Source organism: Nocardia elegans NBRC 108235 (assembly GCF_001612845.1).
GTDB lineage: Bacteria > Actinomycetota > Actinomycetes > Mycobacteriales > Mycobacteriaceae > Nocardia > Nocardia nova.
This window is the reverse complement of record NZ_BDBF01000059.1, coordinates 1-24,025: the sequence shown is the minus strand read 5'-3', so window position 1 is coordinate 24,025 and position 24,025 is coordinate 1. Positions and strand designations below refer to the sequence as shown.

The 24,025-nt window shown below is 64.2% G+C and carries 17 protein-coding genes and 2 pseudogenes; 7 read left to right on the top strand and 12 right to left on the bottom strand.

The features are described 5' to 3' along the window. Nucleotides 1-217: 217 nt before the first annotated feature. On the bottom strand, nucleotides 218-370 hold the full coding sequence (locus tag NE2_RS36060; protein ID WP_157110981.1) for a hypothetical protein: 153 nt from the start codon (nucleotides 368-370) through the stop codon (nucleotides 218-220). A 395-nt stretch (nucleotides 371-765) separates the two neighbouring features. Here NE2_RS36060 and NE2_RS30715 point away from each other — a divergent pair, with 395 nt between their 5' ends. Beyond that, nucleotides 766-1,143, top strand: coding sequence for a hypothetical protein (locus NE2_RS30715; protein ID WP_063031758.1), 378 nt, complete (start codon nucleotides 766-768; stop codon nucleotides 1,141-1,143). 283 nt (nucleotides 1,144-1,426) lie between these two features. Here the strand turns inward: NE2_RS30715 and NE2_RS30710 are convergent. The 3 genes and pseudogenes from NE2_RS30710 to trpS all read right to left on the bottom strand — a co-directional run bounded on the left by NE2_RS30710 (nucleotide 1,427) and on the right by trpS (nucleotide 4,661). After that, nucleotides 1,427-2,526 (bottom strand): annotated as a pseudogene (locus NE2_RS30710) (IS630 family transposase). Nucleotides 2,527-2,569: 43 nt separating this feature from the next. After that, nucleotides 2,570-3,571, bottom strand: coding sequence for an IS481 family transposase (locus NE2_RS30705; protein WP_063031757.1), 1,002 nt, complete (start codon nucleotides 3,569-3,571; stop codon nucleotides 2,570-2,572). A gap of 49 nt (nucleotides 3,572-3,620) precedes the next feature. After that, nucleotides 3,621-4,661, bottom strand: coding sequence for a tryptophan--tRNA ligase (gene trpS / locus NE2_RS30700; RefSeq protein ID WP_063031755.1), 1,041 nt, complete (start codon nucleotides 4,659-4,661; stop codon nucleotides 3,621-3,623). A 397-nt stretch (nucleotides 4,662-5,058) separates the two neighbouring features. Between trpS and NE2_RS30695 the strand changes: the two genes are divergently transcribed. Both NE2_RS30695 and NE2_RS30690 read left to right on the top strand, forming a co-directional pair. Next, nucleotides 5,059-6,882, top strand: coding sequence for an AAA family ATPase (locus NE2_RS30695; RefSeq protein WP_106958718.1), 1,824 nt, complete (start codon nucleotides 5,059-5,061; stop codon nucleotides 6,880-6,882). Beyond that, a complete protein-coding gene (locus tag NE2_RS30690) occupies nucleotides 6,879-8,177 on the top strand; it encodes a 5-methylcytosine restriction system specificity protein McrC (RefSeq protein ID WP_063909528.1) in 1,299 nt (432 codons plus the stop codon). Before NE2_RS30695 ends, NE2_RS30690 begins: the two co-directional genes overlap by 4 nt. A gap of 82 nt (nucleotides 8,178-8,259) precedes the next feature. Here the strand turns inward: NE2_RS30690 and NE2_RS36055 are convergent, their stop codons facing one another. Beyond that, nucleotides 8,260-8,403, bottom strand: coding sequence for a hypothetical protein (locus tag NE2_RS36055; protein ID WP_157110979.1), 144 nt, complete (start codon nucleotides 8,401-8,403; stop codon nucleotides 8,260-8,262). Between the two features lie 274 nt (nucleotides 8,404-8,677). On the opposite strand from NE2_RS36055, the gene NE2_RS30685 reads away from it, so the two are divergent. The 4 genes from NE2_RS30685 to NE2_RS35305 all read left to right on the top strand — a co-directional run bounded on the left by NE2_RS30685 (nucleotide 8,678) and on the right by NE2_RS35305 (nucleotide 13,345). Further along, entirely contained in the window at nucleotides 8,678-9,172 is a 495-nt protein-coding gene (locus NE2_RS30685) for a hypothetical protein (protein WP_063031753.1), read from the top strand. A gap of 184 nt (nucleotides 9,173-9,356) precedes the next feature. Next, nucleotides 9,357-10,130 carry an AAA family ATPase gene (locus tag NE2_RS30680; RefSeq protein WP_063031751.1) on the top strand — a complete coding sequence of 258 codons (774 nt, stop codon included), beginning with the start codon at nucleotides 9,357-9,359 and terminating at the stop codon, nucleotides 10,128-10,130. Nucleotides 10,131-10,314: 184 nt separating this feature from the next. Next, a complete protein-coding gene (locus NE2_RS30675) occupies nucleotides 10,315-11,484 on the top strand; it encodes a nuclease-related domain-containing protein (RefSeq protein WP_063031749.1) in 1,170 nt (389 codons plus the stop codon). Between the two features lie 292 nt (nucleotides 11,485-11,776). Then, a complete protein-coding gene (locus NE2_RS35305) occupies nucleotides 11,777-13,345 on the top strand; it encodes a serine/threonine-protein kinase (protein ID WP_233429929.1) in 1,569 nt (522 codons plus the stop codon). Nucleotides 13,346-13,452: 107 nt separating this feature from the next. On the opposite strand, the pseudogene NE2_RS30665 reads toward NE2_RS35305, so the two are convergent. From NE2_RS30665 to NE2_RS36790, 7 genes and pseudogenes are all read right to left on the bottom strand, one after another. Beyond that, nucleotides 13,453-13,689: pseudogene (locus NE2_RS30665) on the bottom strand (aldehyde dehydrogenase family protein); the annotation flags it as partial. 999 nt (nucleotides 13,690-14,688) lie between these two features. Then, a complete protein-coding gene (locus tag NE2_RS30655) occupies nucleotides 14,689-15,306 on the bottom strand; it encodes a uracil-DNA glycosylase (protein WP_063031793.1) in 618 nt (205 codons plus the stop codon). A 225-nt stretch (nucleotides 15,307-15,531) separates the two neighbouring features. Beyond that, nucleotides 15,532-19,188, bottom strand: coding sequence for an NACHT domain-containing protein (locus NE2_RS30650; protein WP_084494444.1), 3,657 nt, complete (start codon nucleotides 19,186-19,188; stop codon nucleotides 15,532-15,534). Between the two features lie 597 nt (nucleotides 19,189-19,785). Continuing rightward, nucleotides 19,786-22,395 carry a LuxR C-terminal-related transcriptional regulator gene (locus NE2_RS30640; RefSeq protein WP_063909527.1) on the bottom strand — a complete coding sequence of 870 codons (2,610 nt, stop codon included), beginning with the start codon at nucleotides 22,393-22,395 and terminating at the stop codon, nucleotides 19,786-19,788. Between the two features lie 62 nt (nucleotides 22,396-22,457). Further along, nucleotides 22,458-22,646, bottom strand: a complete 189-nt coding sequence (locus NE2_RS30635) for a hypothetical protein (RefSeq protein ID WP_233429928.1) — start codon at nucleotides 22,644-22,646, stop codon at nucleotides 22,458-22,460. Between the two features lie 222 nt (nucleotides 22,647-22,868). Next, nucleotides 22,869-23,282: a hypothetical protein gene (locus NE2_RS30630; RefSeq protein ID WP_146165378.1), complete on the bottom strand. Its 414-nt coding sequence runs from the start codon at nucleotides 23,280-23,282 to the stop codon at nucleotides 22,869-22,871. Between the two features lie 472 nt (nucleotides 23,283-23,754). Further along, nucleotides 23,755-24,025, bottom strand: a 271-nt coding sequence (locus tag NE2_RS36790) for a hypothetical protein (RefSeq protein ID WP_218018691.1), incomplete at its 5' end; no start/stop codon positions are given.

The following is a 24,025-nucleotide window of genomic DNA, read 5'->3' as shown; positions in this document are numbered from 1 at the left end:
TCGACGAGGGACTGTGCCAGGCGACAGGCGTTCTCTGCCGTCTGCGGATCTTCCGAGCGTAGTGCTCGGCCGATCGCACGGGTGAGCATCACCCATGAAATCGCCTCGGCCAGGCGGAACAGAGCATTCCCGAAAGGCTCCGGCCCGAACCGCAACAGCCCAAGACGGGAAACGCTCGTGGACCCGACGGATCCCGCGATCGCCATGAGTTCGGCGTTCACCGCAGCGCCCCGTTTCGGCGGCTGACCGATAGCGCGAAGAACTTGGCCCCAAGCGCATCCAACTCCACGGCCTGCGGGCGCAGCCTGCCGTCCGGGGTGTGGCGCAGTGAGGCGGTGGCGCCGGGTAACAGTCGGATAATCGCGGACACACCATAAATCGTGAGGGTGCATCCATCAGCCGCTCGGGAACCTGGACGTGTTCGACTTGGGGGTGAACTTGTCCGCGCTGAACCGGACTCTGGGCGGAAACTTCCCGAACCACCGTAAACCGACAGGTCTTTGAGCGACCACCGAGAGGGCGGGGACTTGGAGAGCGCGTTAGCGGGCATGCGGACTCCTGGGGTAGAGCCCGGCCCGCGGCCAGCAGCTGATTGTTCCTGGTTTTCCCGTTCACTGTAGTGGGGAAGTGCCACCACAGAGCTCAACGCCCCGGTGACGCGCACCAGTGCGCTGGGCGCTCCGCACTGCCGCAGCCGATATAGATCAAAATCTGAGATCTCCGGACCTGCCGGTTCAGTCGACCTCGACGCCCGACCTCGGCGCGATGCTCGATCCCGCCGCGCTCGAGCCGGCTCACATGTCGCCCGCCCTGGACAAACCTCTCACCGATACCGATGAGGACGAGACCATTTACGGGTGCGAAAACGTCCTGAGTGAGGTCATGCTCGAAATCCACGCACACCCCAATGCCATCGGTGCCCGCCTCGCCGCCGATCTCGCCACCCATATCCCAGATCCCGGCTACAGCAACCCCTTCCCGAACGCGGTCCGGCTGCCATACGGCGACCCGATGGGCGGCGCGAAAATCATCGCCACCGAAACCGGTGGCTCACGATTCAGCTGGTCGCATGACGCCTACTGGGTCCTGCTCGAAATCAATTCCACCCAGTCGTTCCTGGCGTCCAGCGGCGCCACCCGTTAGACACTCTCAACCAGCTCGCCGACCAGATAGCCGCCAGTGTCGAACAACACCTGGCGACCGGAAACTGGTAGCCCCAGCAGGTTGCACGTGCGGTGCATCGTGTCCCATTTTGTTCCCGCTCAGTGGTGTTCCGTCGGAGAACGGATGTCCAAGGGCATTGTGGCGCAACATCTTCCGGCTGTCGGTGGGCAGTATAAGAACACTGAAATGGCCTCTACTGCGGGACCATCGCGGGCGGGCCAGGGCGGAGCTGGTTGACCCATCAACCACTTCGAAACACTCCCTAGTGTTCTGCGCCTGAAATCCGTTTTAGATATCGGGCGAGGGAGTTGAGGATTTCGTCGGCTGTCTTGCGCCAGACGAACGGGCGTGGGTTGGTGTTCCATTGGTCGACCCAATTACGGAGGTCTTTTTCCAGGGCCGCAACGCTTTTGTGGACGCTGCGCCGCAGGAGTTGCTGGGTGAGGAAGGCGAACCAGCGCTCGACCTGGTTGAGCCACGACGATCCGGTCGGGGTGAAGTGCACGTGGAATCGTGGATGCGCGGCGAGCCATTGCTGGACCAGCGGGGTCTTGTGGGTGGCGTAGTTGTCGCAAACCACGTGCACATCCAGTTCGCGGGCACGGCCTTGTCGATGCTGGTCAAAAACTTGCGGAACTCGGTTGCGCGATGTCGTCGGTGCAGTTCACCGATCACGGTGCCGTCGGCGATGTTGAACGCGGCGAACAGGCTGGTCGTGCCGTGCCGGGCGTAATCGTGGGTGCGGCGCTCGGGCATACCCGGCATCATCGGCAGCACCGGCTGCGACCGATCCAGAGCCTGGATCTGCGACTTCTCGTCCACACACAGCACCACCGCCCGCTCGGGCGGATTGTGGTATAGACCAACAACATCCACGACTTTCTCCACGAACAACGGGTCGGTGGAAATCTTGAAACCGTCACTCAGATGCGGCTTCAGCTCGAACCGCCGCCAGATCCGGCCGACCGTCGATTTCGACAGACCCGTCCGCTCGGCCATCGACGACCGCGACCAGTGCGTGGCATCGGTCGGCACCTGTTCGAGAGTCAGCTCGACCACCTGCTGAACCTGATCCAACAAAATCGACGGCGGCCGGCCCGGCCGCGGCTCATCAGCCAGACCGGCCAGCCCGTACTCGATGAAACGTCCCCGCCACTTACGCACCGTCATCGCCGACACACCCACCTGCGCCGCAACATGGGTGTTGAACGCACCCGGCTCGGCGCAGGCCAGCACGATCCGGCACCGCAACGCATACGCCTGCGTCGACGTCGCCGCCCGCGCACCCCGCACCAACTCCCGACGCTGCGCCTCGGTCACCACCAAATCCGGCCCAGACCTCGGCCGCCCCGTCCTCGCCACCGACGAATCCTACAATTACACAACGGATTTCAGGCGCAGAACACTAGTTGTATGAGGCCATGACGTTGGTGACTCCGGCCTGAAGCTTGTCCGCGGGCGGCCGGTCGCTGACGGCGGTGTGGGGCCGGTGGTAGTTGTAGTGGATATTCCATACCTGCAGTGACTCGGAGCGTTGGGTTTCGCTGGTCCAGATGCGTGCGTAGAGGAACTCCTCGGCGAGGATCCTGTTGTAGCGTTCGACTTTGCCGTTGTGGCGCGGGACATACGGGGCGATCCGATGATGCCGGGCCCCGTGTAGCACCTTCGCGAAGTCCCTCGCGCGGTAGCAGGCGCCATTGTCTGTGACGACGCGGTGAATGTGTTCGATGCCGTGGGCGGCGAAGAACGCTCGGGCACGGTGCATGAAAGCGATTGCGGTGCAAGCTTTCTCGTCAGTGAGAGCTTCGGTGTAGGCCAGCCGGGAGAATCCGTCGATCGCCGAGTGCAGATATACGTATCCGGCGCGGGCGCCGCCGGTCTTTGCCCGGCCGACCTTCTTGGCAAGTTCGCTGCCGCGGCCGTGGGCACGCCAACCGCCGCCGTCGGGGATGCGGCCGACCTTCTTGATGTCGACGTGGACCATGTGGCCGGGCCAGCGGGCGATGATCCGTCGTGGTGCGCGGTTGCTCTCCCCGGACGGGTCGAGGAACCTGCGCCGATTCAACCCGAGGTGGGCCAGATGCCGGCTGACGGTCCGCACCGAGATGGCGATGCCGTCGTTGGCGAGTTCGAGGGCGATGCGCCGGGCCGACCACTTCTTCTCGCGCCGCAGCGTCTCGATCTGGGCGACTACTTCGACCGGCGTGGCGGTTGGTTGGCGGTGCGGCACGCTGGGCCGGTCGAGCAGGCCGGGCTCTCCGAACTCCCGGTAGCGGGCCACCCATTTACTGGCACACGCTCGTGAAATACCCATTTCAGCGGCGATGTGCGAGATAGGGCGAGTCTGACAACGCTGCACGAGTCGGCGACGGCCTTCGACGGACAACGGCGCGTTTCGGTGAGTCATCGGCGCAGTCTCGGCGTGAGTAAGAAATCTCGTATCCGTGTGGCAGGCATCAGTACGCGGTTCCCATCGCAGCGTGCACTTCCTCAAGGGTGCGGGTTGCCTCCACGTTGGCGCGGCGGTTCCCGTGCCGCAGAACACTGCGCACGAATTCAGGGTCGCGCGCGAAGTCGGTGCGGCGTTGACGGTGTGGGGCGAGGAACTCGTTGACCGAGTCGGTGGTGAGCTTCTTCAGCGCCCCGGCCCCGGCGTCGCCGATGTCATCGGCCAGGTCTCTTTCATCGCGGCCGGAACACAATGCGGCCGTGGTCAGCAGCGCGGACACGCCGGGACGATTGACAGAATCGAATGTGATGAGTCGCTGGGAGTCGGTCGGGGCCCGGCGGATCAGGGCCGCCGTTTCGTCGGCGGTCATCGACAATGCGATCGCGTTGCCGTAGCTCTTGGACATCTTTCGCCCGTCGAGACCGGGAACTTCCGGTGCCGAGGTGAGCAGTGCCTGCGGTTCGGGGAACACCGCGCTATAGCGTTCGTTGAAGCGCCGCGCGATCACCCGCGTCAGCTCGACGTGCGGCAGGTTGTCCTTTCCCACGGGGACCAGGTTCCCCTTGCAGAACAGGATGTCGGCGGCCTGGTGGACCGGGTAGGTCAGCAGCAGTCCGCTCAAGGCACGACCGGATGCGGCATGTTCCGCTTTGACGGTGGGATTGCGGTGGAGTTCGGCCTCGGTCACCAGGCTCAGGAACGGCAGCATGAGCTGGTTCAGCGCCGGGACCGACGAGTGAGTGAAGATGGTCGCCCGGTCGGGGTCGATGCCGGCAGCCAGATAATCCAGCACGGCGCTGTAGACGTTCTCCCGGACCTGCCCCATCGCGTCACGGTCGGTGATGACCTGATAGTCGGCGAGGATCACGAACGTGTCCACGCCCAGACGGTGCAGCCGCACCCGTTCGGAGATGGTCCCGAAGTAGTGACCCAAATGCAGAGGGCCGGTGGGGCGTTCGCCGGTGAGGATGCGGTACCGGCCGGGGTGCTCGGTGACTGCGGCACGCAACGTGCTGCTGCGCTCGACAGCGGCAGAGAAGGTATTCAATGTACAGCTCCTGGATGGTCAAGGGGCTGTACGAACCTCGTTCAGGTCAGATGACATGCGGGCTGCGTACAGCCCGCGGACATGGTTAGACGGGCTGCTGGAGCAGCCACCACCATGCCTGTCGAATATCGATCACCCGGCAACGATAACACCACGGCGCGACCCCTACATGCCACCAACGTCATGACCCGCAACACCTAGTAGCCGTTCGGCGTGGAACGCCGCCGGTTGCGCGACGGTGTGGTGGCCGACCGGCGTCCCGGAGGTCGTGAGGCTTCGATCGGGTCTAATCCCCAGCGCTGCAGCCTGTTTGGCGTACGATACCATCGGCCGCTCGGTGTAAACCTGAGCGTGCCGCTGTATGGAGTCGAGTAGGTGGGGTTTCGAGGAGGGGACGATGGCCCGGTATACCGAGCATCAGCGCGATCTGATCGATTCTACGGTCGAGCGTTGGGTTTCGTGCAGTCTGGTTGAAGACGAACCCTTGATCTTCGAGGCCGGCAATTTATGGTCAATCGAAAACCTCGACGAGCTCGTGCGCCGCTTCAACGGCAACCCGTTGGAAGGGGAGGCTGGTGGCGGCCGGTTTTTCACCAAGCTCGATGAGCAGTTGGCGGGAGCGGCGGTCGATCTTCGTCTTTTGATGACCGAGGTCGTGTTCGTGCACTTACTGTTTTCGAGCGCCATGACTGTCGCGGGAAAGCGCAAGGTGCTCGAGAACGCGCTGGGTGATGTCCAGGTCGATCTTCCGGCTGGTATCGACAAGGTCCTGTCCCAGGGGATCGGTGATCCGGGTATCCGCTTCAATCTGCGTCGTGATCTTCAAGTTGGCTACATCATCGATTTCGTTTACCGGCTCAAACAGGAGTCGGTGGATTCGCGGTTGGAGCTGCTGCTCACCGATCCGTGGCTGCTACGAGATTTCGCCGACGATACCGACTGGCCGACAAGCGAAATGCGTCATATCCTGCTGCATCTGCTGCGACCGGACGAGTTCGAACGTATCTCCAGTGGCACTCATAAGCGTGAGATCGCCAAAGCGTTCAAGGGATTTCTCGCTGGTACCGACGCCGAAGATGTCGACGAGAATCTGCTCAGCATTCGGAGGGTGCTGGAAGGGTATCTGCCGCAAGGCAACACGGCGCCCCAAAAGGCTGTCGATTTCTATCATCCACCGCTGGTCGGTATCTGGGGGAGAGGCGCTAGCGACTCAACCGACGGCGTCGGTGATATGGAGGCGCTGCTCTGGAAGAAGCAGTTGGTGCTGTACGGGCCGCCGGGAACCAGCAAGACCTGGCAGGCCAGTGAAATTGCCGAAGCAGTGATTCGTCAAGCGGCGTTGAAGGACTGGGGACCTGATCGTTACTTCACCCATGGTGCAGCGGTGGACGCGGCGGTCAAGCGCAACGTCTTTCGCCTTCAACTGCATCCCGGTGTCGGATACGAGCAGTTCATCCGCGGACTGCGGCTGGAGGACAACGTGACCCGCTATCGGCCAGGATATTTGCCGTGGTTGGTCGCTCAACACCGCACGCAGACCCATCCCGAGGGGCTCCCCTCGCTACCGAGCGTACTGATATTGGACGAGATCAATCGCACCAATCTCTCGGAGATGCTTGGTGAGGCCTTCAGTCTGCTCGAACGCGATCAACGCGGTCGAGAGATGCCGCTGCCGGGATTCGACTCCAGCCAGGACCCGGACGTGCTCGTCATCCCGGAAGACCTGTATGTGATCGGCACGATGAATGAAATCGACCAGTCCGTGGAAAGTCTCGACTTCGCACTGCGACGTCGGTTCCTGTGGCGTGAGTGCCCGTTCGACCGCAGCTTGCTTCTCGAAATCGTCACTGCCCGTTGGAGTGATGACATCGCGTCCAGGTTTGCGCTGGACGAGGCAGTTACTGAGCAGTTGCAGCTCTTCGCAGACCGGGCGGCGGCTTTGAACGCTTCGATCGAGGAATCGGTTGAGCTGGGCCGCCAATACCAAATCGGGCACACCTACTTCGCCGACATCACCTTTTTCATCGGAACGTGGGTTCAGTCGCGCAAGAACCGTCCCGCCAAAGGCACCTACCTGTGGAACAGCCGCCGGAGTCCGCAGCCGCCGATCGTGGACCTCTGGAGGCGATCGCTGAAGCCCTTGCTTGAGCAGTATCTGGCCGGCTCGGACGTTCGTGAGGACGAACTAGCACGGCTCAAGCGAACTTTCATGTCAACATGACCGAGCGCTTGGTATTTCGCGACCTCGCAGGTGCCGATCGCGCATTGACCGAAAATGATCGTAACTGGCTGCAGGCCCTCGCACGTGATACTGATCCAGCCAACTTCGTAGTAGGTGTCGGGACATCGCGGATCGCCAGTGCTCCGGAACCGGTGTTGCACTGCGATCCGGACGGGAACTGGCGGGCCGGGCGCTACATCGGCGAACTGCACCGCGATGGACGCGTGCTCGAAATCCGGCCTCGTCTGGGATTCACCACGATCGCCGCCTGGGCGGGAGCAGCACTCAACGTGCGCATCGTTCCTCGCACCGGTGATCACAGCCGCTCCTCGATTCTCATCGCGGAACTGCTGGCAGCGACATGGCGCTCGACCCTCGTCGATGCGACGCGACACGGCCTTCCCGGATTCCGAGCACCGCAGCAACACATCTCACCGTATGTGCGCGGTCGGCTCGATCTACCTTCGACCATGACTCTCCGCACCGCACGCAGCCCACACGTCGCCTCCACAAGCAGACCCAAGCAATTCGACAACCCCGTGAGCGCGGTGATCGTGCTAGCCGACCGTGTGCTCGATCGTGCGCTCCGGCGCAAAGATTGGCGCGGCCACAGGATCGATGAAGTGATGCCGCGCTTGCGTGCGGTAACGGGACCACGACCTAAGTTGCCGACACTACGCGAGTTGCGTGATGTGCGATATACGCCGATCACACTGCCATACCGACGAGTCGCCGAGCTCTCGTGGCAGATCGCACGGCGAAACGGTCTTCGCGCCGCAGCCACCTCAGAGCGCACCACCGGCCTGCTGATCGACGTCGCCGAACTATGGGAACTATTCCTCCTGCATTGCGCGAAGCGTGCGTTCGGTACCGCCAACGTCACTCACGGCACGCGCCTAACGAGCACACAGTATCTGCTTCGCACAGTGGCCGACCCGATGCGCACACTCGGCAATATGTATCCCGACCTTATCCTCGGCCCACCGAGCCGACCGTGGGCCATTGTCGATGCCAAATACAAGCCCCTCACCGATCCTCGCGGAGTCGACCGCGAAGACCTCTACCAGCTCCACGCATACCTCAGCGCCCACCTCGAGCGCCCATTGCCGGCGGGAGCTCTCGCATACGTCGACTTTCCTGAACCACACATCCCAGCCCGCGCCGAAACCATGGGGCCGTGGAAAACCAGCAACGGCCACCAGGTGAGGTTTCAACGCCTCCCCATCACCGAAAACGAGTGCGTCCGCGCTTTCCAACAGCTCATACAACTCTCTCTACGGGACGATCACGACTGAATTGGGTTCAAAAGTCGCGGTCCAGCAGCCCCGATCGGAGCCCAACCCAACCGAGTACTCCTGGCCCTGTCATCCGGCAGGGTTAAGAGTCCTTGTGACAGGTGGCCCGGGCGTCGAGCAGCTGTTCTGCCGGCCGTTCGCCTGCCTGCCACCTTGAGATGATCAGGTCCGCGAGGTAGTCGGGGTTGCGTTCGAGGAAATCCAGCTTCTGCAGCTTGCCAACCACGCCGGACAGAATCCGACGGCCTGTTCGGCGTTGCCGCCGGAATGGCCGAAGAGGTCGAAGGCCCGCCGGCGCAACACGCTGTCGCGGGTTTCGCCGAAGTCGGCGAGGATGCCGTCGCTGTCGAGGACGAGGGTAACGCCGGCCGGCGACCTCGACGATCGAGGCCCCAGCCCAAGAGCACACCACCGCGCCGTAGAACGGTGGCGTCGGGAGCGGCGGTGGTTGTCGGTGGGGTGCGGCACGATCGGCGGAAAACCGAAGGGGGCCACAGACTATGGCACGCGATATCCACGGCATTCCCCACCACCACACTCAGCAATCCGACCTGGTCCGGTTCGAGTTCTTCGGTCCGGCAATCACGCAGGGCAGGGCCACCGATATACGCTCGATCCATTTCTTCGGAGGTGGCTACGGGAACAGTCCACTGGGGCAGCTTCGGTACCTGATCTGCCACGAATGCCGCCGCGGTTTCATAGGCAACATCGACGTCGACCGGGTCGTACAGAGTCGCGGCATCGCGATTCGCGCGCTGGCGTGTGTGCGCGAACCGCTGCCCGGCTACCTCTGGCGGACCAGCGTGCAGGTCCCCGACTCGCAAAGGTTCTGGCAGCTGATCGCCGAACGCACCGGCGAGGATTACGCCGACGTCGACTCCACGTGTGAGCGCGTGGAACCGCATTTGCGGGGCGGCGTGACCTACGCGCCGACCAATCATGATCGAGCTCCCGGGTGGTTTCAGATGACCGGTCCGGGCCAGGATCGGCGATGACCCGCCGCGTCCGGCGGCGGTGTGGAAGAACAGGTTCGACCGTGCCGGACCACCGCCGCGATCCGGTGGGAGCGAATCCGTCGAGGTCGATGCCTCGTAGGCTGCGCGCCATGATCGATGCCGACCGCATAACCGCAGAGGGCGATCCTGCCATCATGTCGAACTGCCGCGTCTCTACGCGACGATGAGCGACGACAGCGGCCGTGGGCGCGAGGGCGTGTATCCGGTCACCGATGGCTATATCCGCGATGTCCGGGTGGCGCCGGGCGCCCATCCCGACGACTATCCATTCACTCTGCCCGTCGTGACCTACCTGCAGGAGCAGGCGCGAGGACTGCCGCTGGCGGGTGGCGTGACGTTCCTTGTCGGCGAGAACGGCAGCGGAAAGTCCACCCTCCCGGAGGCGATCGCCGTAGCAGCTGGCATGAATCCCGAAGGGGGAAGCCAAAATTACCGCTTCGCTACCCGTGCCAGCGAATCATCTCTCGGTGAGCACCTCACGATCCGATGGGGTGTCGACAAGCCGCGCAGCCGGTTCTTTCTGCGTGCCGAGACCTACTACAACGTCGCCACCGAAACCGAGCGGCTCGGCCCCGACCAGGTGGACACGCTCGGTGGCACTTCCCCGCATCACCGCTCACACGGGGAATCGTTCATCGACCTGATGATGCACCGCTTTCACCCGCGGGGCCTGTACCTGCTCGACGAACCCGAGGCTGCTCTGTCTCCCCAAGCGTGCATGGCGGCCCTGCGGCGACTGGCCGAGCTGGTCGAACAGCGATGCCAGCTCGTGGTGGCCACCCACTCACCGATCCTTCTCGCGCTCCCGGGCGCCAGCATCTACGAAATCACCGACGCCGGCACGATCGACATCGTCTCCTACGACGACGCCCTCCCTGTGCGCCTGACCAGAGACTTCCTCTCGGATCCGGACCGGTATCTGCACCACCTACTGTGATCGCGGTGCGGATACCTCTCGGACAGGCGAGCCCCGTGATCAGGTGGGAGCGGATCCGCCGAGGTCGATCGCCAGCAGACGGCGGAGCCGAGGGTCCGATAGAGCTCGGGGCGGCTGTCGGTACACGGCGATATCGTTGACCCAGCACCGTTCTCGGTGCTTCAACGCCGCATAGGGGGTCGCGATGCTGGTCGTCAATGGGGATCGTCGCGGGATACCGCCCACCGAACGAATCGTTCTCGACTGGCTGCGAACGTGGAACGGTGCCTACAAGGTTTGTGGTGTCGCGATCTCGGGGTGCTACCTGCCCGAGCGGCGACGCTACCGCCGTGCCAGCGAGGCCGACCTGGTGGTGATCACCCCGCACGCGTGTGTGGTGATCGAGGTCAAGGGCATCACCAGCCCGGTCAGCGGTGTATTGTCGTGCCCGGCCAACGGGCCCTGGTCGATGCCGGGGGTGGCCGGTAGTCCGGTCCATGCGCGCGAGAACGACACCAATCCGCTCAATCAGGTGCGCCAAGCCGCGTTCAATCTGAAGAACCACAACACGCGGCTGGGAATCGATGCATTCGTGTCCGGTCTCGTGCTGGTCATTCCTCACCCCGGCTGTTCGGTGACTGTGGCGAAAATGGACCTGCCCACCGGCATAGACATCCTTGTCGGCACCCAGGAGGGCCTGCGTATCTGGTTCCAGGGCCAGCGCCGCCGCACCACGTCCTGGACTGCGGAGCAAGCCCATCGGGTATTGGCTGGGCTGAATCTCGGCCAGGCCGTCGCCATCGACCAGCTCGCCGCGGAAGGCTTTGCCTCCCAGCAGGTTCCCGATCCGTCGCGATCCAGCTCGGTAGCCACGTCGAGGGCATCGAGTTCGGATCTGTCGGCCTGTCTGGAGGGTGTGACGGTCTCCCCGCGCAGCGCCGTCGTCGATCCGCCGCCCCGTTCCCCTTTTCGACCGACATCGCATCGGACGACGCTCCCGCCGGCGTGGGCCCCGATCGCGGCGAGGCACCGGCAACCGCTGGAAGCGCATACACCGCCGTCCCGCGATGAGCAGAGCGGGCACACCGATGGCCGGACCCCGACCTACGGGAAGCCGGCGGCCCCGCCGCGGTTCCCGGATCCTGTGGTCCGGCCTCCCCGCCGCACCACCCGGTCACTGCTTGCTCTCGGGCTGGCTCTGGCAATCATCGGCGGGTTCGCCGCACTGGTGTACACCCATCCTCACCGCAGCGCCGAGGGCACACCGGCGGTCACCGAGTCGACGCCCGCCGAAACGCTGCCGCCCCGCGAGATCCCTGCCGGGCCGGCCCCCGAAAAGCCGAGGACTTGCTATCCGCTGGACCCGGACTGCTGAGCGGCCGGTATCGCTGTGTCGTCTCGTTCGCTGTGGCCAGGATCGCGGCGGGTACCCCGGGGCGGCGGGTGCGATGAACACAGCTGAGCCAGGACAAGGGGTCCCGGTAGTAGTGGCCGAGAATCCAACGAAGTTCTCCGTTGTGGCTGGCCAGAGCGGAACAACTCGGACCGGCATGTCGTGCGGCCGTTAGTCCATCGGTGTTTATCGATCTCAGCCGGGGGCAGCCGCACACCCTGTACCTCACACACAATATGCTAAGTCTCAGATCCAGCAGTTCAAGGGGGAGTTAGTGGTTCATCCCAGCGTTGGTGCAACATTTGCCGAGTACTTCCTCGACCGCGAGCTCGGTCAAGGGGGCATGGGCACGGTGTATCTGGCTCGCCACCCGCGGCTGCCGAGATCGGTGGCGTTGAAGCTGCTCCGACGCGAGGTGTCCAGCGACGCGGAATTACGTCGCCGATTCGAGCAGGAGGCCAGCGTTGTTGCGAAGCTGGAGCATCCGAACATCGTCGGCATCTATGATCGCGGCGTCCACGACGGGCACCTGTGGATCGCGATGCAATATGTCCGCGGTACCGACGCCAGTCACCTCGATTTCCGAACGGTAACCGGCGAGCACGCGGCACGGATAATCGCGGATATCGCAGCAGCTCTCGACTATGCCCATGCCCATGGCGTTCTGCATCGAGACATCAAGCCGGCCAATATTCTGCTGGCCGCGGCGGACGCGGGCCGAGCAGAGCACGCGGTGCTCACCGACTTCGGTATCGCCCGACTGCTGGATTCGACAACCAAGGTCACCGCCACCGGAACCTTCACCGCGACACTGGCATTCGCCGCGCCGGAGCAACTCAGCGGCCAGCCACTCGACCACCGTGCAGACCAGTACTCGCTCGCGTGCACATTGTTCGCGCTGCTGACAGGTCGGTCTCCGTTCGCGGCAGATAACCCGGGGCAGGTTGTCGCCGGCCATCTCGGTGCCCCGGTACCGTCGATACATCAGCTTCGCCCGGACCTACCTCCGCAACTCGACGCGGTCCTTGCACGAGCCATGGCCAAGGATCGCGATCGCAGATTCCGTAGCTGTGGGGAGCTGGCGTCCGCCGTCCATACCGTAATCGCGCAGCGATCCGCTGGGGTACGCTCCCCGGCGCCGGAAACCGTTATATTGCCCGATCATTCGCTTCCGCCGGCGCAATGGCATCAGCCGGCACCACCGTATGCCCCCGGACCTCCGCGACCGGCGTGGCCGCCGCACAACGTCGCCCCCGAACAGTCGTCGCCGTGGCGCCGCTGGAGAGGGCGAACGATCGCAGTGTCGGCTGCTGCAATCGCCGCCGTGCTGGCGATCGGATTGGTTGTTTGGCACGGCAGCGGGCAGCAAGACAGCGCCAGCGGGAGTGACGGTAGTTCAACCAGAGATAAACCCTGGAATCCTCCTGAACAGAAGATTGCCGATGCATTTCCCAAATTGGTATCGAGCCGTCCGTACGGCACGAGTTGGGGAGGGGGATACTGCGAGGGCCCATATACCGGCACCGATCCGTACGTCGACTGTTCGCAGAATGCCAACGTTCCATGGTTCACAATCTATGACTATGGCAGCATTCAGAAGGTAAATGCGAATCTGGTGTTCGCCACTGGCGTCCAGATGCGAGTACCTCATGCTGGATGCGCGGGAATTCCACTGCTCCACGAGGCAAGCTCGCCCGTCGACGGCGGCCCGGCCGCGGTATTGATCGCGACTTTCCCCGATGATCCATCCAGGTCGGGGTACAAGATAGAAATGTTGTGGCACAACCACACCAAGGATGACATCATAAATCAGTTCTGGAATATTGCCCCGATCTGTAACTAGAAATCCATCGCTGGTTGATTCCCGTGCCGATTGACCGGCCAGGTTCCGGTTATCCGGCTCGGGTCTGAAGTTCACAGCCCCGAGCACGCCGACACCCGAACGCGCGATCACGTGTGATCGGCTGCGATGTGCATGACAACGGTTTTGGGTACGGTGAAGAATTCGCGGCTGAAGGTGCCGCCTTCGCGGCCGATTCCGGAGTCGCCGACGCCGCCGAAGGGTGCGCGCAGGTCTCGGATGAAGAAGCAGTTGGCCCAGATGGTTCCGGCTTTCAGTCGGGCGGCCATGCGGTGGGCTCGTGACAGGTTCTCGGTGAACAGGACGGCGTTGAGGCCGTAAAGGCTTTGCCTCCCAACAGGTTCCCGAACCGTCGCGATCCAGCTCGGTAACCACGTCGAGGGCGTCGAGTTCGGACCTGTCGGCCTGGCTGGAGGGGATAGAGTCCGGCTAGTGCGCGTCGTCGTCGCGAGAACGTCTACCGACCCACGCATGGTGATGGTCGGCGACAAGGAGTCCGTCGCGGAGACGGCCGCGCAGTATTCCGAGCCGAGTGCGGCCTTCGATGACTTGGAGGCCATCGGCGGGCGGTGTAAGGAGATCTCGTTCGATAAGGATGGGGCCCGTAACCACGTGCCGGTCTCATCCCATGCCTGCCTGATTTCGGCAGGGCGGACGCGGACCCGGTGCGCATGGTCTGCGGCGTTGAGATCGAGCAGGTCACCCTCGCTGAGGCCGGTGGGGGCTGCCAATAGGTCACCGACAGGCAGCGCTTCCAGCGACCATGTGATGTTGTCGAGTTGGACGGTGCGGTAGTCCAGGAGGAAGTGTGCGTTGTGCCCGTGTTCCCACAGCCACTGCTCGGCGACGTCGCGCGGCCATCGAAGTGCCGCGACCAGCGGGTGGACCATGAATTCGTCGAGCGTGCCAGCTTCTTCGTGCCCAGGGCGGGGTATCAGGAGCAGGTCGTCCAGTTTCAATTTTAGAGTTCTTTCCGAGGCCTGACGGGGAGGCGTTGCTCTGATCGAGCGTAGGCGCGGCGTCGTGCCTTCGGTGAGGATGCCGAGCTCTTAACCTCCAGCTCGAAGACGCTCCTCGGCTGTTGAAACGGCATGGCAATCGCCGCTATCGGCTGTCTCAGCCGCAGCCCGATTCCACCTACGCCTGCCGTTGTCCGACCGGAGGCGGGGCTGTACCCCGACGATGTCGGCCTTCCGCCGTGAGATACGAGAACGGTTCTGGCAGAGCAACGTTCACCTGCCACTCAGGAGATCGCGTTGGGTTCGCGCTGACAAGGTGTCGACGGCGTCCGCCACCGCGCGCCCACAGAGCGCACGGGACGGCACTCAGTAGGACAGGGAACGGGCGATCTGCGCGATAGCCGCCTCAAAGCGTTCGCGGCCTCCGTGGGAGTTCAGTCCGCGGGGTGAGCAGTGTGGAATCTTGCCGGGCAGGACGAAGAGGTCGCGTGTGACGGCGGCGCGCGCCCAGCCGTCGCGGGCAGCCTCCCCCAGCAGCAGCACCTGTTCGAGGTTCGGGCACAAGTCGACAAATTGCCTGGTCCAGCGAGCGGCGCGGGCGCGTTCGGCGCCGGTCGAGCCACCGTTCTTGATTCCGGCCACGGGAAATGGCACCACGTTCCAGTGCACCACCTGCGACCACGGCACGCCGTGGCGGGCGTAGGCCTCGCGGCAGTTGCGGGCGGTCCGATCGTCGTTGTCCAGACTCAACAAGCCGGATCCCGTTCCTGCTTCGGCCTTGGTCGACGGGTTGTCGAGCAACACCAGCACCCGCGCTTTGATACCGCCCTGGTCGGGGTCGACGTAGGGGACGTAGCCGTGCGGTAAACCGACCGAATCGGCGATCCGATCAGCTAGATCGTTCAACGGTCTCACGTGAGATTCGCGAATGCGCGCCATCTTGGCAGGTACCACAGTGGGATCAGCGTTGCGTCCGTTCGGCATGCGCCAGACGATGACACACCCCACCGACATCCTCCGGTCGCCGATATCGGCGCCATCGAGGTCCCGGTCTCGACGCGGCGACCGGGTTGAGGATGATGGGGAGTTCATGCCGGCCTTCCACAGCACTGCGATGCGTGAATCGGGGCGTTCGCGGGCTTCCCTGCTGAGGGCGCTGGACAGTGTCGCGGCGAAGTGCTCGCGGGGCCGTTTCCGCTTCAGTGATGACTACTCAAGGATGCGCGGGCGATTCGGGGTGAGTGGCGAAGTGTTCGTACTGGTGGCTCCGTCGCTGCGCGCGTGCTCCATGTTTCGTAGGTGCTTTTCGGCGAGTTTGGCGGGATCCGGGCCGATGGTGAAACAGCCGGCGTTCGCGCATTTGGTGTGGGCGGCTGGCTCGTTCAGGGTTCGGCAGCTCAAGCAAGTCCACCCTGGTGCCGGGCGTCTTGAGATGTCGTGGAGTATCGGGGCCAGGTCCGTTGGTCCGGCGGCGACGACGTTCTTGATCGCGGCTTCCTGCACGTGCCCGTCGGGGTCGTTCAGCAACGGTCGAAACCTGTCGGCGATTGTGTTCGCAATTGTCGGCTCGATTCCGAGCGCTGCGACCCTGCGCAGTACTGGTTCATCACTGTCGATCCAGCAATCCGGCTCCGGCCCCGCGGGCAGTGATGCCAAGGCCGCAGCCGCGAGGTAGTGGCGCCGGGGACTGCGCGCGAGAATCGGGAGCAACCGCCGCAATTCCGGTCCCGCGTATTCGGCGATCGGTGCTGCCGACAACGAAAGCGCCGCGAAGCGGGCATGCTCGAGTCCGAGTCTGAACAGTCGCCCCACAATCTGCATCGCTCGGGCAGGGTCGGCCACGGCCGGCCAGTCGGGGACCGACCGTGGGCTCGCAGTGTCGAATAAAGCGAAGTACGGATCCGTGCTGTTCGAGCGTTCCATGCGCGCGTCGATGATCGCTGCCTCGGCGGCGAGAATCGCTGGGTCGAATCCGTAGAGCACGCTGGTCAACTCGACGACCTGCTGGACGAACCCGGGCGGCTGCTTATAAAGGTGGCCGGCTCCAGGAGAGTTCATTGCAAGAGTGTCGAGGAAATCGGCCAGTTCATCGGTCCGCGTTGCCTGCTCGGTCGACAGCTCCGCCTTTCGGTGACCGGCGATCACCCGCAGAAACTGCGAATACTTAGACGGATCGTAATCGGACAGCCACGACGGAAATTCCAGTTCCGCGAGTTCTTTCTCGATCGCCGTGTTGACCGCCGTGGCTTCGGCGTTTAGCCCACGGTCGGTTAGGAGTCGGGTGAAGGCCTCACGTAAACCGCTGGGTGTGTCGGTGGCACTCGCAATATCGACCACGAGACCGGTGGCGTCTTCAACATGATCAAGAAGGTACGCCGCTGCTTGTTCCCGCGTCCAACTCAGTGTTTGGTCGCTAATCGCGAGTCTGAGATCGAACTTCAGTCCTTCGTGCGACGACGGGTGAACAGGCAGTTCTTCCAGGGCGAGTACGCCTTCGAGCACCTGCGGGTCGGCCGGCTCGCCGCCACGGTGGTAAAAATGCAGTTGCAGTGAAGCCTGGGCAACGAGCGCGTGCTCGGGACTGTGGAGGTCAGCAGCGGCTTGCGCGTCGGCGCGCAGCGCCGCCGGGATCGGCAGGTGCAGAAGGTCTTCCCAGCTGAACCATCCGTGTGGGGTTCCTGTCGCCACATTCGCGATCAGGCATTCACAGACCGGCCCGATGGCGTCGTCGTCGAGTTCGGCCCCGTCTCGGAATGCTCGGACGAGCACGTTCGCCAGGCGGATATCGGTAGGATGGGTGTGAAGAGCTTCGAGGACGGTGTGAGTGACGGCCGTGTCGAGGATGCAGGCCAGCACGAGTGGCTCGAACTGCTCAGCCGAGATCCGATCGCGTACCCATTCTCGGATCTCGGCGGCGCGGGTGGTGATCCGTACCGCGTCCCCGATCTCCGCGAACAGCGCAATCCGTGGCGCGATGGTCTCCTCGGCACCGGAGTTCACGAAAATGCCCGTCTCATCGAAAAGGGCGACGGCCTCCCGCGCCGCGGTCGACGCGTGGCCCGATGGCAGGTCCCAGGGTTCGCGTAGTGCGCCGGCGACGGCGTCGACGACTGCTTTCGTATCGGCGCGCCCTTGACTGTTCAAAATCTCGGCGGCCTCGGCAACGAATGCGTGCATCGTCGCGTCGCCCAGTGCGGAACCGTCCAAAGGACCCAGAGTGCGGCCATCAGTGCGATGGAGTTCGCGGTCGGCGACGATGTCGCGGATGACCGTTTCGAGGATTTTCGCACGTTGCCCCGGCAGCCTCGCGGGGGAGCGCCGGATGGCCAGTATCGCCAACAGCACCGGGATCAGCGGCGTCTCCCGAAGCATTTCGTCCTTACTCAACGCCGACTGGACCCATGTCTCACGCTCAGCGATCCAGTCCCCCCGGGCGCTCTGATCGGAGATCAAGTGATCGGCGGACGCTCGGAGCACGGCCGTGACAGTACGATCGACTGCAGCCGGAGGCCCGAGACGCAGACTCGGCCATCGGAGCGTGGCTGCCTGTCCGTAAGCGATGTCGCGAGTGGCCAGCAGGACACAGATGCCCGACGGTAGACCGTCGAGCATCGAGGCGATATCGCTGACGATGCGCGCACGACAGTCATAGGTCTCATCGAGGGAGTCGAGGATCAGAGCGATCTTCCCGTCGCTGTCGAGGCGGCGGTTGATGTCGTCGGCAACCATCGCCCGGTCGGCCGGACTGTCGTCGCGGACCGCTACCGAAACAAGGCGATCCCGGAAGCTGGAACCTGTATCGGCGTTGCTGATTGCGCGAAGCGGAACGAACACGGGGAACGGAAGACTGTCGTCGGAGGCCAGTTGCGCTGTCAGTCGCTTCAACGCGGTGGTCTTCCCGCCTCCGGGGAGACCGGTCAAAATCATCCGGCCGCGGCGCAGGAAGGCCCAGACCAGTTCCCGGCCCTCGTCGGCTGTGACCGAGGCGTCGGCCTCGTCCAGGACCATGGCAGGCACCTCCGCACCCAACCCGCGCAGATCGAGATGTGTGCCCGTTCTGTGCAAGCGCGCTCGATATCGGCCGATCGCCGCGTGCCGGACCTCAAGCTGGGCAGCGGGAGCTGATCCGTCACAACGGAATTCGAACCCCTCGCCGCGTAATGCGTTGTGCCAGCCGTCGATGGTGTATCCGCCCCGCAGCCGTGCAGCACGACCGGACAGGCTCATCAGCGTTGCCCACGCGCGTCGCGCGGTGTCGTATTCATTGTCGGCCAGGACTGATCGCAAGCCCTCAACAGCTCGTTGGGAGTGGGTCTGGTGTTCTTCCTCAACCTGCAACTCCCAGATCACCGCGCACCGAAGAACCAGGTCGCACTCCTCGTCGGAAAGGCCGGTCAGAAGTGCTCGTACCTGCGAGAGCGCCTTCTTCTCGGCGGTTGTCGGGGACCCCGGGCAATCGGAGCGCTTTCGGTTGAGTACCCGTTGCAGGTCTCTCATGGAACCGCTAAGGGTCCCCGCGACGATCACCAGACGGTCTCGTGTGGGGTTGAGCCCGGCTCGGACAGCCGGCAACCACTGCGCGACAGCGGTTTTGAGCGGCTTCCCGGCGTTCAGGCTTCGTTTGGCCTGAACGAACGCTCGCCATCCCGTCTCCAGCTCGATCCTGATGTCGTCGACCGAATCGTCGGTCTCCAGCGATACTGCCGCAACACAGGTGTCGCGGGGCGCGATCTCGATTCCCAGCAGCGGAACTCCGGCAAGCCCGCAGGTCACCGCGTACGCAGCGACCCCACGCCGATACTCGACGCCCGCGTCCCCGGACGCACCAGCAACACTTCCCGCCCCGGCTCCCGACCCGCTACCCATACACACAGCCTAGGTGTACTGACCATGGACGTTGGTGACGGCGTGGCGAGCTGACAAGGCGAAGACTCCCGTTTGCGGCCTGTCTGGGAAGCATTCACTCTCGGAGCTCGTCCTGTCACACCGTAATGCCCGTTGTCGGAACTGGGCCGGTTACGACATGCTCGGTGCGTCGTCGATGACGGCTGGCCGCTGCGCCGGGCGCGGAACGGCGAACATCCGCGCCTCCAAGGTGTTGCGCGGCAACGGATTGGTCGCCTTGTACCGCCCGAGTTCCCGAGCGTGCTGCGGCCCCTTGGCTGTATGACGGGCACGCGCGGGCGGCGCTGTCGAACTGGACATAGTGAGCGCGCCGGCGCACCAACAGGGTGACCGGTGTACCGTTGCGGTACAACAATTTCAGCCACCGATACACATGCGCCGGGTGGGCGAACACAGCCTGGGTGACATGCACATGCAGCCGCACCGACGCATCGACCTCACACCCGAGCCGGTGCAGCTGTTCGGCAGCGGCCAGGGAAGCTCGTCGATCGCGTACCGGTAGGACATGAGATTGCTGACGAGCTCGAATCCACACGGCCTGATGATGGCTGGGATGGGTCAGTGGTGAGTGGTGTCGAGGGCGGCGGCGAGTCCGTCGCGGGTGTTGATACCGGTCTTCTGGGATGCGCGGAACAGATGGCCTTCGACGGTGCGCACTGACATGACAAGCCGCTCGGCGATCTGCCGGTTCGTCAGCCCGGCCGCCACCAGGGCGATCACCTCGCGTTGCCGCGCGGTCAGTGGATCCTTTGTGGTGTTCGCGCGCAGGGCGGGGGTGTCCGCGCCGGTCGCTGCCGCGAGCCGGTGGGCGGTAGCGGTAGCTGTGAGCGCGGCGCCACGGCATCCGTTGCTGCGAAACAGGATCGCAGCTTGGGATGCCGCGTCGGCGGCCGCGACCCGGTCACCGAATTCCTCGTACAGCCGTGCTGCCTCCGCCAATCCGTCAGGGTCCCTATCTCTGAGCGCCGTCGCGTGCTTGGCCGCTGCGATCACCCGTGGTCCCTGTACACAGCTGGTGAGTTCGCTCAGGCGTTCGGCGTGAGTGGGGTCACCGAACTGGGTGGCGGTTTGTCGGGCAAAAATCTCATGGGCTAGATGGTTTGTTCGGGCGATCGTGGCGGCTTCGGTGGCCAGGGCGATGGCGTGGCTGGTGAGTCCGGCGGCTGCGTTGGCCCAGGTGCGAGCGAGCAGGTAGGTGTAGGTCATGCGGGCACCACCGGGGTATCTCTCCAGCGGTTGGTATCGGGCTAGCAGGGTATTGGCCGTTTCGGCGTCGCCTGTCATGGCGGTGGCGATGGTCAAATTCAGTGTCGCCACTCGAGAGATCCACAGTGACTCGGCGGACAGGGTGATGGCGAGGGATTCGCGGCATCGTGCCCGTGCCGTGGCCAAGTCGCCACGGCCGAGTGCGGCGGCTCCCGTGTAGAGGGCTCGGTAGGTGAAGGCATTGGGGAAATCGCCCGGTGCTCGGTTGAGCCGCTCGGCCAGTTCGGTGGCGGCCTGGAGGTAGCCGCTCGTATAGCAGCCGTCGATGTGGTAGAGCCCGATGAGGAAGGAGAATGTGGAGCTAGCTGTTGTGTTGTACGCGAGGTCGTAGGCGCGTTCTGCAGGTGGGGTCATCTGCTCGTAGCGGCCCAGACCCGAGTTGGCGGACACGAGGGCGGCGAGCGCGAACAGTTCGAAGAATTCGTTGAACCAGCCTTCCGCGGTCAACGCGGCGGTGGCGGCTTCGGCTCCTCTGATGAATTCGTCTCGTGCGGTGGCAGCCCATGCAACGACCGCGTCGTATGGGCGGCGCAATCCGCATGCGTTGGCAGCGGATTCGATCGCGGCCAGCTCACGCGCGGCGGCGGAATCATCTTTACTGGTCAGGATTGCCGCACGGTTGAGCGTCAGCAGCACCCGTTCGTACTCCGAGCTGGCATCGCGGCGTTGTGCGGCGTTCACGGCGAGCGCCTCGTCGTAGCGGGCGCAGTGCGCCAATGCGCTGGCGTGCAGCAGCAGTGCGTTGCGGCCGCCGCCGGCTGCGACCGCGTGGCGGGCCAGTTGTTGCGCGGTCAGCGGGTCGGACAGCTTCAACGCAGCCAATGCCGCTTGCCCACACATCTCGGCCGTCGGTGGCTGATCGGATTCACACCTGAGTACCGCGCGACGGACCGTTTGAATGAGACTCGTTGTGGCACCTGAGGTTTCCAGCGCGTTCGCGACGCGACCGCGCAGTATCCGCAGCCGTGCTGGTGTGGTGTGGGCGCGTCGCACCTCCCCGAGCAGCGGGTGGGTCAGCCGTGCGAGGGCAGGGGCGGCGTCGAGGTCGAAGGTGACCAGTCCGGCCCGTTGCGTCTGCTCGACAGCGGCCGGATCGGTGAGCGTGCACAACACATCGATCTCCAACGGGTCAGCCACTGCCAGCACATCGACCACCGTTAATACGGACTCGGGTTGGCGGGCGATGCTGGCCTGCACCAGATCGCTCAACGGCACCGACATCCCCGGGCGGCCATCCCACATCCACACCCCTGCTCGCCGAGTCAGCCGCTCGGCCGCACGCTCGCCGTCGATCAGATGCCGCAGATACAGTACGTTCCCGCGGGTGTAACGCCACAACGCGGTCGCGGTCGAGGACTCGACCGGCCCATCCAGCACTGCTGCGGCCAGTTGTGCGGTCACTTCAGGGGAGAAAGGTTGCAGATCTAGTCGGGCCAGCAACTGGTCCTTCCACAGTCCCGACACCGCATCCGGTGGCATCTCGCCGCTACGCACCGCCAGCAGCACACTTGCCTGCCGCAGGCGCACCACCTGGTTGATCACCAGCGCGGATTGCTCATCCAGCAGATGTGCGTCATCGACCACAACCAGCACCCGACCGCCCGCTGAGGGCGCCGATACAGCCGCGACCACATCGCGGATCCGGCGCAGCGGATCGACCTCGCTGGTCTCGGCTATATCGGCGAACACTCCCAACGGCACCGATCCCGCTGACCGAGTCGCCACGAACAATCGACACTCACGCCCCCGAGCCCGCCACCGCGCCACCACCTCGGCCACCAGCCGTGTCTTCCCGACCCCGGCAGACCCGGCCATCAGGGCGCCGCAGGAACCCGCTGTCGTCGATTCCAACAGCCAGTCCAGTTCTTCTGCACGGCCGACCAGCGGCCACCCGGCCACCACATCTCCAGCGTATCCAGCCACGCGAGGCCTCGGCAGGGTCGAGTTCAGCGTCGATGCGTTCATCACTGATCGCGGCCCCTAACCGCGGCCAACTTCGCCTCGGCCATTCGCAGCAGCGGACCCACCGCATCGGACTCGATGCCGAGGACCTCCGCAATCACCTCGTCAGCGACACCGGCGGCCCGCAACCGCAACGCCTCCGCATACGGAAACGGCAACCGGTCCAATGCCTCGTTCTCGTCATCACCCACAACACCCACCGTTCCCCACGAGCACCCGACGAGGTGAAGTAACGCGCTACCCCAATCCGTCGCCGCCCCCAAAACCGGTCTGAACTGAAGGAAGCAATCATTGCCCGCGCGGCCGTGAGCACGCGATACGGCACACAGAGGCACGACGGCACTCAACGGTGTCCGGGCGGTGCGGCTGTGGTGACCCCGCCCGGACATCTGGCCTGTAGTGGAATGGCAGGGTCACCTCAGTGCCGCGTCGGTGGCCAGCTCGCTGCTACCCGCGCTGATGAACACCGAGTCGACAGCGTCCAACACCGGGTTCGCCAACTCGACTGGCTCCGGCCTATCCCACAGCGTGGCCGCACCACACGTCACTTTCACGGTGGGCGTCCCAGGGGGGACCTGCGCGATCACGGTGCTGTATTTTCCGCCAGGCACGATCTGGAATGACGCCCGGGACTGTTGGTTGATCTGGACGTTGCAGGCCTGCGGCCCTGGGATGGAGTTGGAGATGACGCTAACCTTCACCCGCTCCCTGCCCCCGACCACGTTCGCCGTCGGGTCTGTCGCCGATGATGCGGTGCCCGCCAACGCCGCGACGGCCTCGGCCGCTGCCAACGAAGCCAACCCTGCACGAACCATGTTGCGTCGCATAATTTTTCTCCTTTCGATCTTCCGGGGAATTCGCACCCCGGTTGCGGTGTGGCCGACGAGTGCCGGTCGAGTTCGAGTGTTGGCCCGGACAGCGACGGTCGAAGACGTAGTCGGCTACCCCAATCGGCCTTCGGGTCGCTAGGGCGACACCGCACCGAACGATCCATGGGGGAACCATCCGGTCCGCGATGGCAGAGGCCACCGCGAGCAACCGGCTGATGCGATGGAACGGATTAGTGGCGAATCTGCGCCCCGCAACCCACGCGTCGACCCCGAGCCCAGAGCGGGACAGCGCTTTCCGCGTCATGTCATCAGCGGCGGCTCGCTTCAGGTGTGCTTCAAATGGGGTACCGCGCTACTCGCCGCGCTCGCCGGGCGCGGAGAGAGAGTGGTGGGACCGACACAAGAAGGGAGACAATCATGAACTTCGCCTGCGCAGACTGACCGAACACCGCGAATCGGACCCTGATCCTCAACACTGCAGAATGATCAATTCCTTCTGTTGGATCTGAGCGACAAAGGAGTCGCTGCGGGATGCCGGCGCAACGATGCGGCGGCACCCGCGCGGGTACGAATCGAGCGCTTCGAATTCGCTGAGTCCGCGCTGCGAGGGGTGGGCCGAGTCGCTGCACAGGGCGCTCAGCCCGCGACCTCCGCGTACACGCGTCATGAAGTCGAAGCATGACAGAACCGAAGTGGCGGTGCCAACGGACACTGAGACTTGGGTCTGGCCGGAATTTGAT

Bases quoted from the DNA above. Each gene is read 5' to 3' on its own strand.
- NE2_RS30715 (WP_063031758.1), top strand. From the start codon at position 766: ATGCTCGATCCCGCCGCGCTCGAGCCGGCTCACATGTCGCCCGCCCTG.
- NE2_RS30705 (WP_063031757.1), bottom strand. From the start codon at position 3,571: ATGACTCACCGAAACGCGCCGTTGTCCGTCGAAGGCCGTCGCCGACTC.
- NE2_RS30695 (WP_106958718.1), top strand. From the start codon at position 5,059: ATGGCCCGGTATACCGAGCATCAGCGCGATCTGATCGATTCTACGGTC.
- NE2_RS30690 (WP_063909528.1), top strand. From the start codon at position 6,879: ATGACCGAGCGCTTGGTATTTCGCGACCTCGCAGGTGCCGATCGCGCA.
- NE2_RS30685 (WP_063031753.1), top strand. From the start codon at position 8,678: ATGGCACGCGATATCCACGGCATTCCCCACCACCACACTCAGCAATCC.
- NE2_RS30680 (WP_063031751.1), top strand. From the start codon at position 9,357: ATGAGCGACGACAGCGGCCGTGGGCGCGAGGGCGTGTATCCGGTCACC.
- NE2_RS30675 (WP_063031749.1), top strand. From the start codon at position 10,315: ATGCTGGTCGTCAATGGGGATCGTCGCGGGATACCGCCCACCGAACGA.
- NE2_RS30655 (WP_063031793.1), bottom strand. From the start codon at position 15,306: ATGCCGAACGGACGCAACGCTGATCCCACTGTGGTACCTGCCAAGATG.
- NE2_RS30650 (WP_084494444.1), bottom strand. From the start codon at position 19,188: ATGGGTAGCGGGTCGGGAGCCGGGGCGGGAAGTGTTGCTGGTGCGTCC.
- NE2_RS30630 (WP_146165378.1), bottom strand. From the start codon at position 23,282: ATGCGACGCAACATGGTTCGTGCAGGGTTGGCTTCGTTGGCAGCGGCC.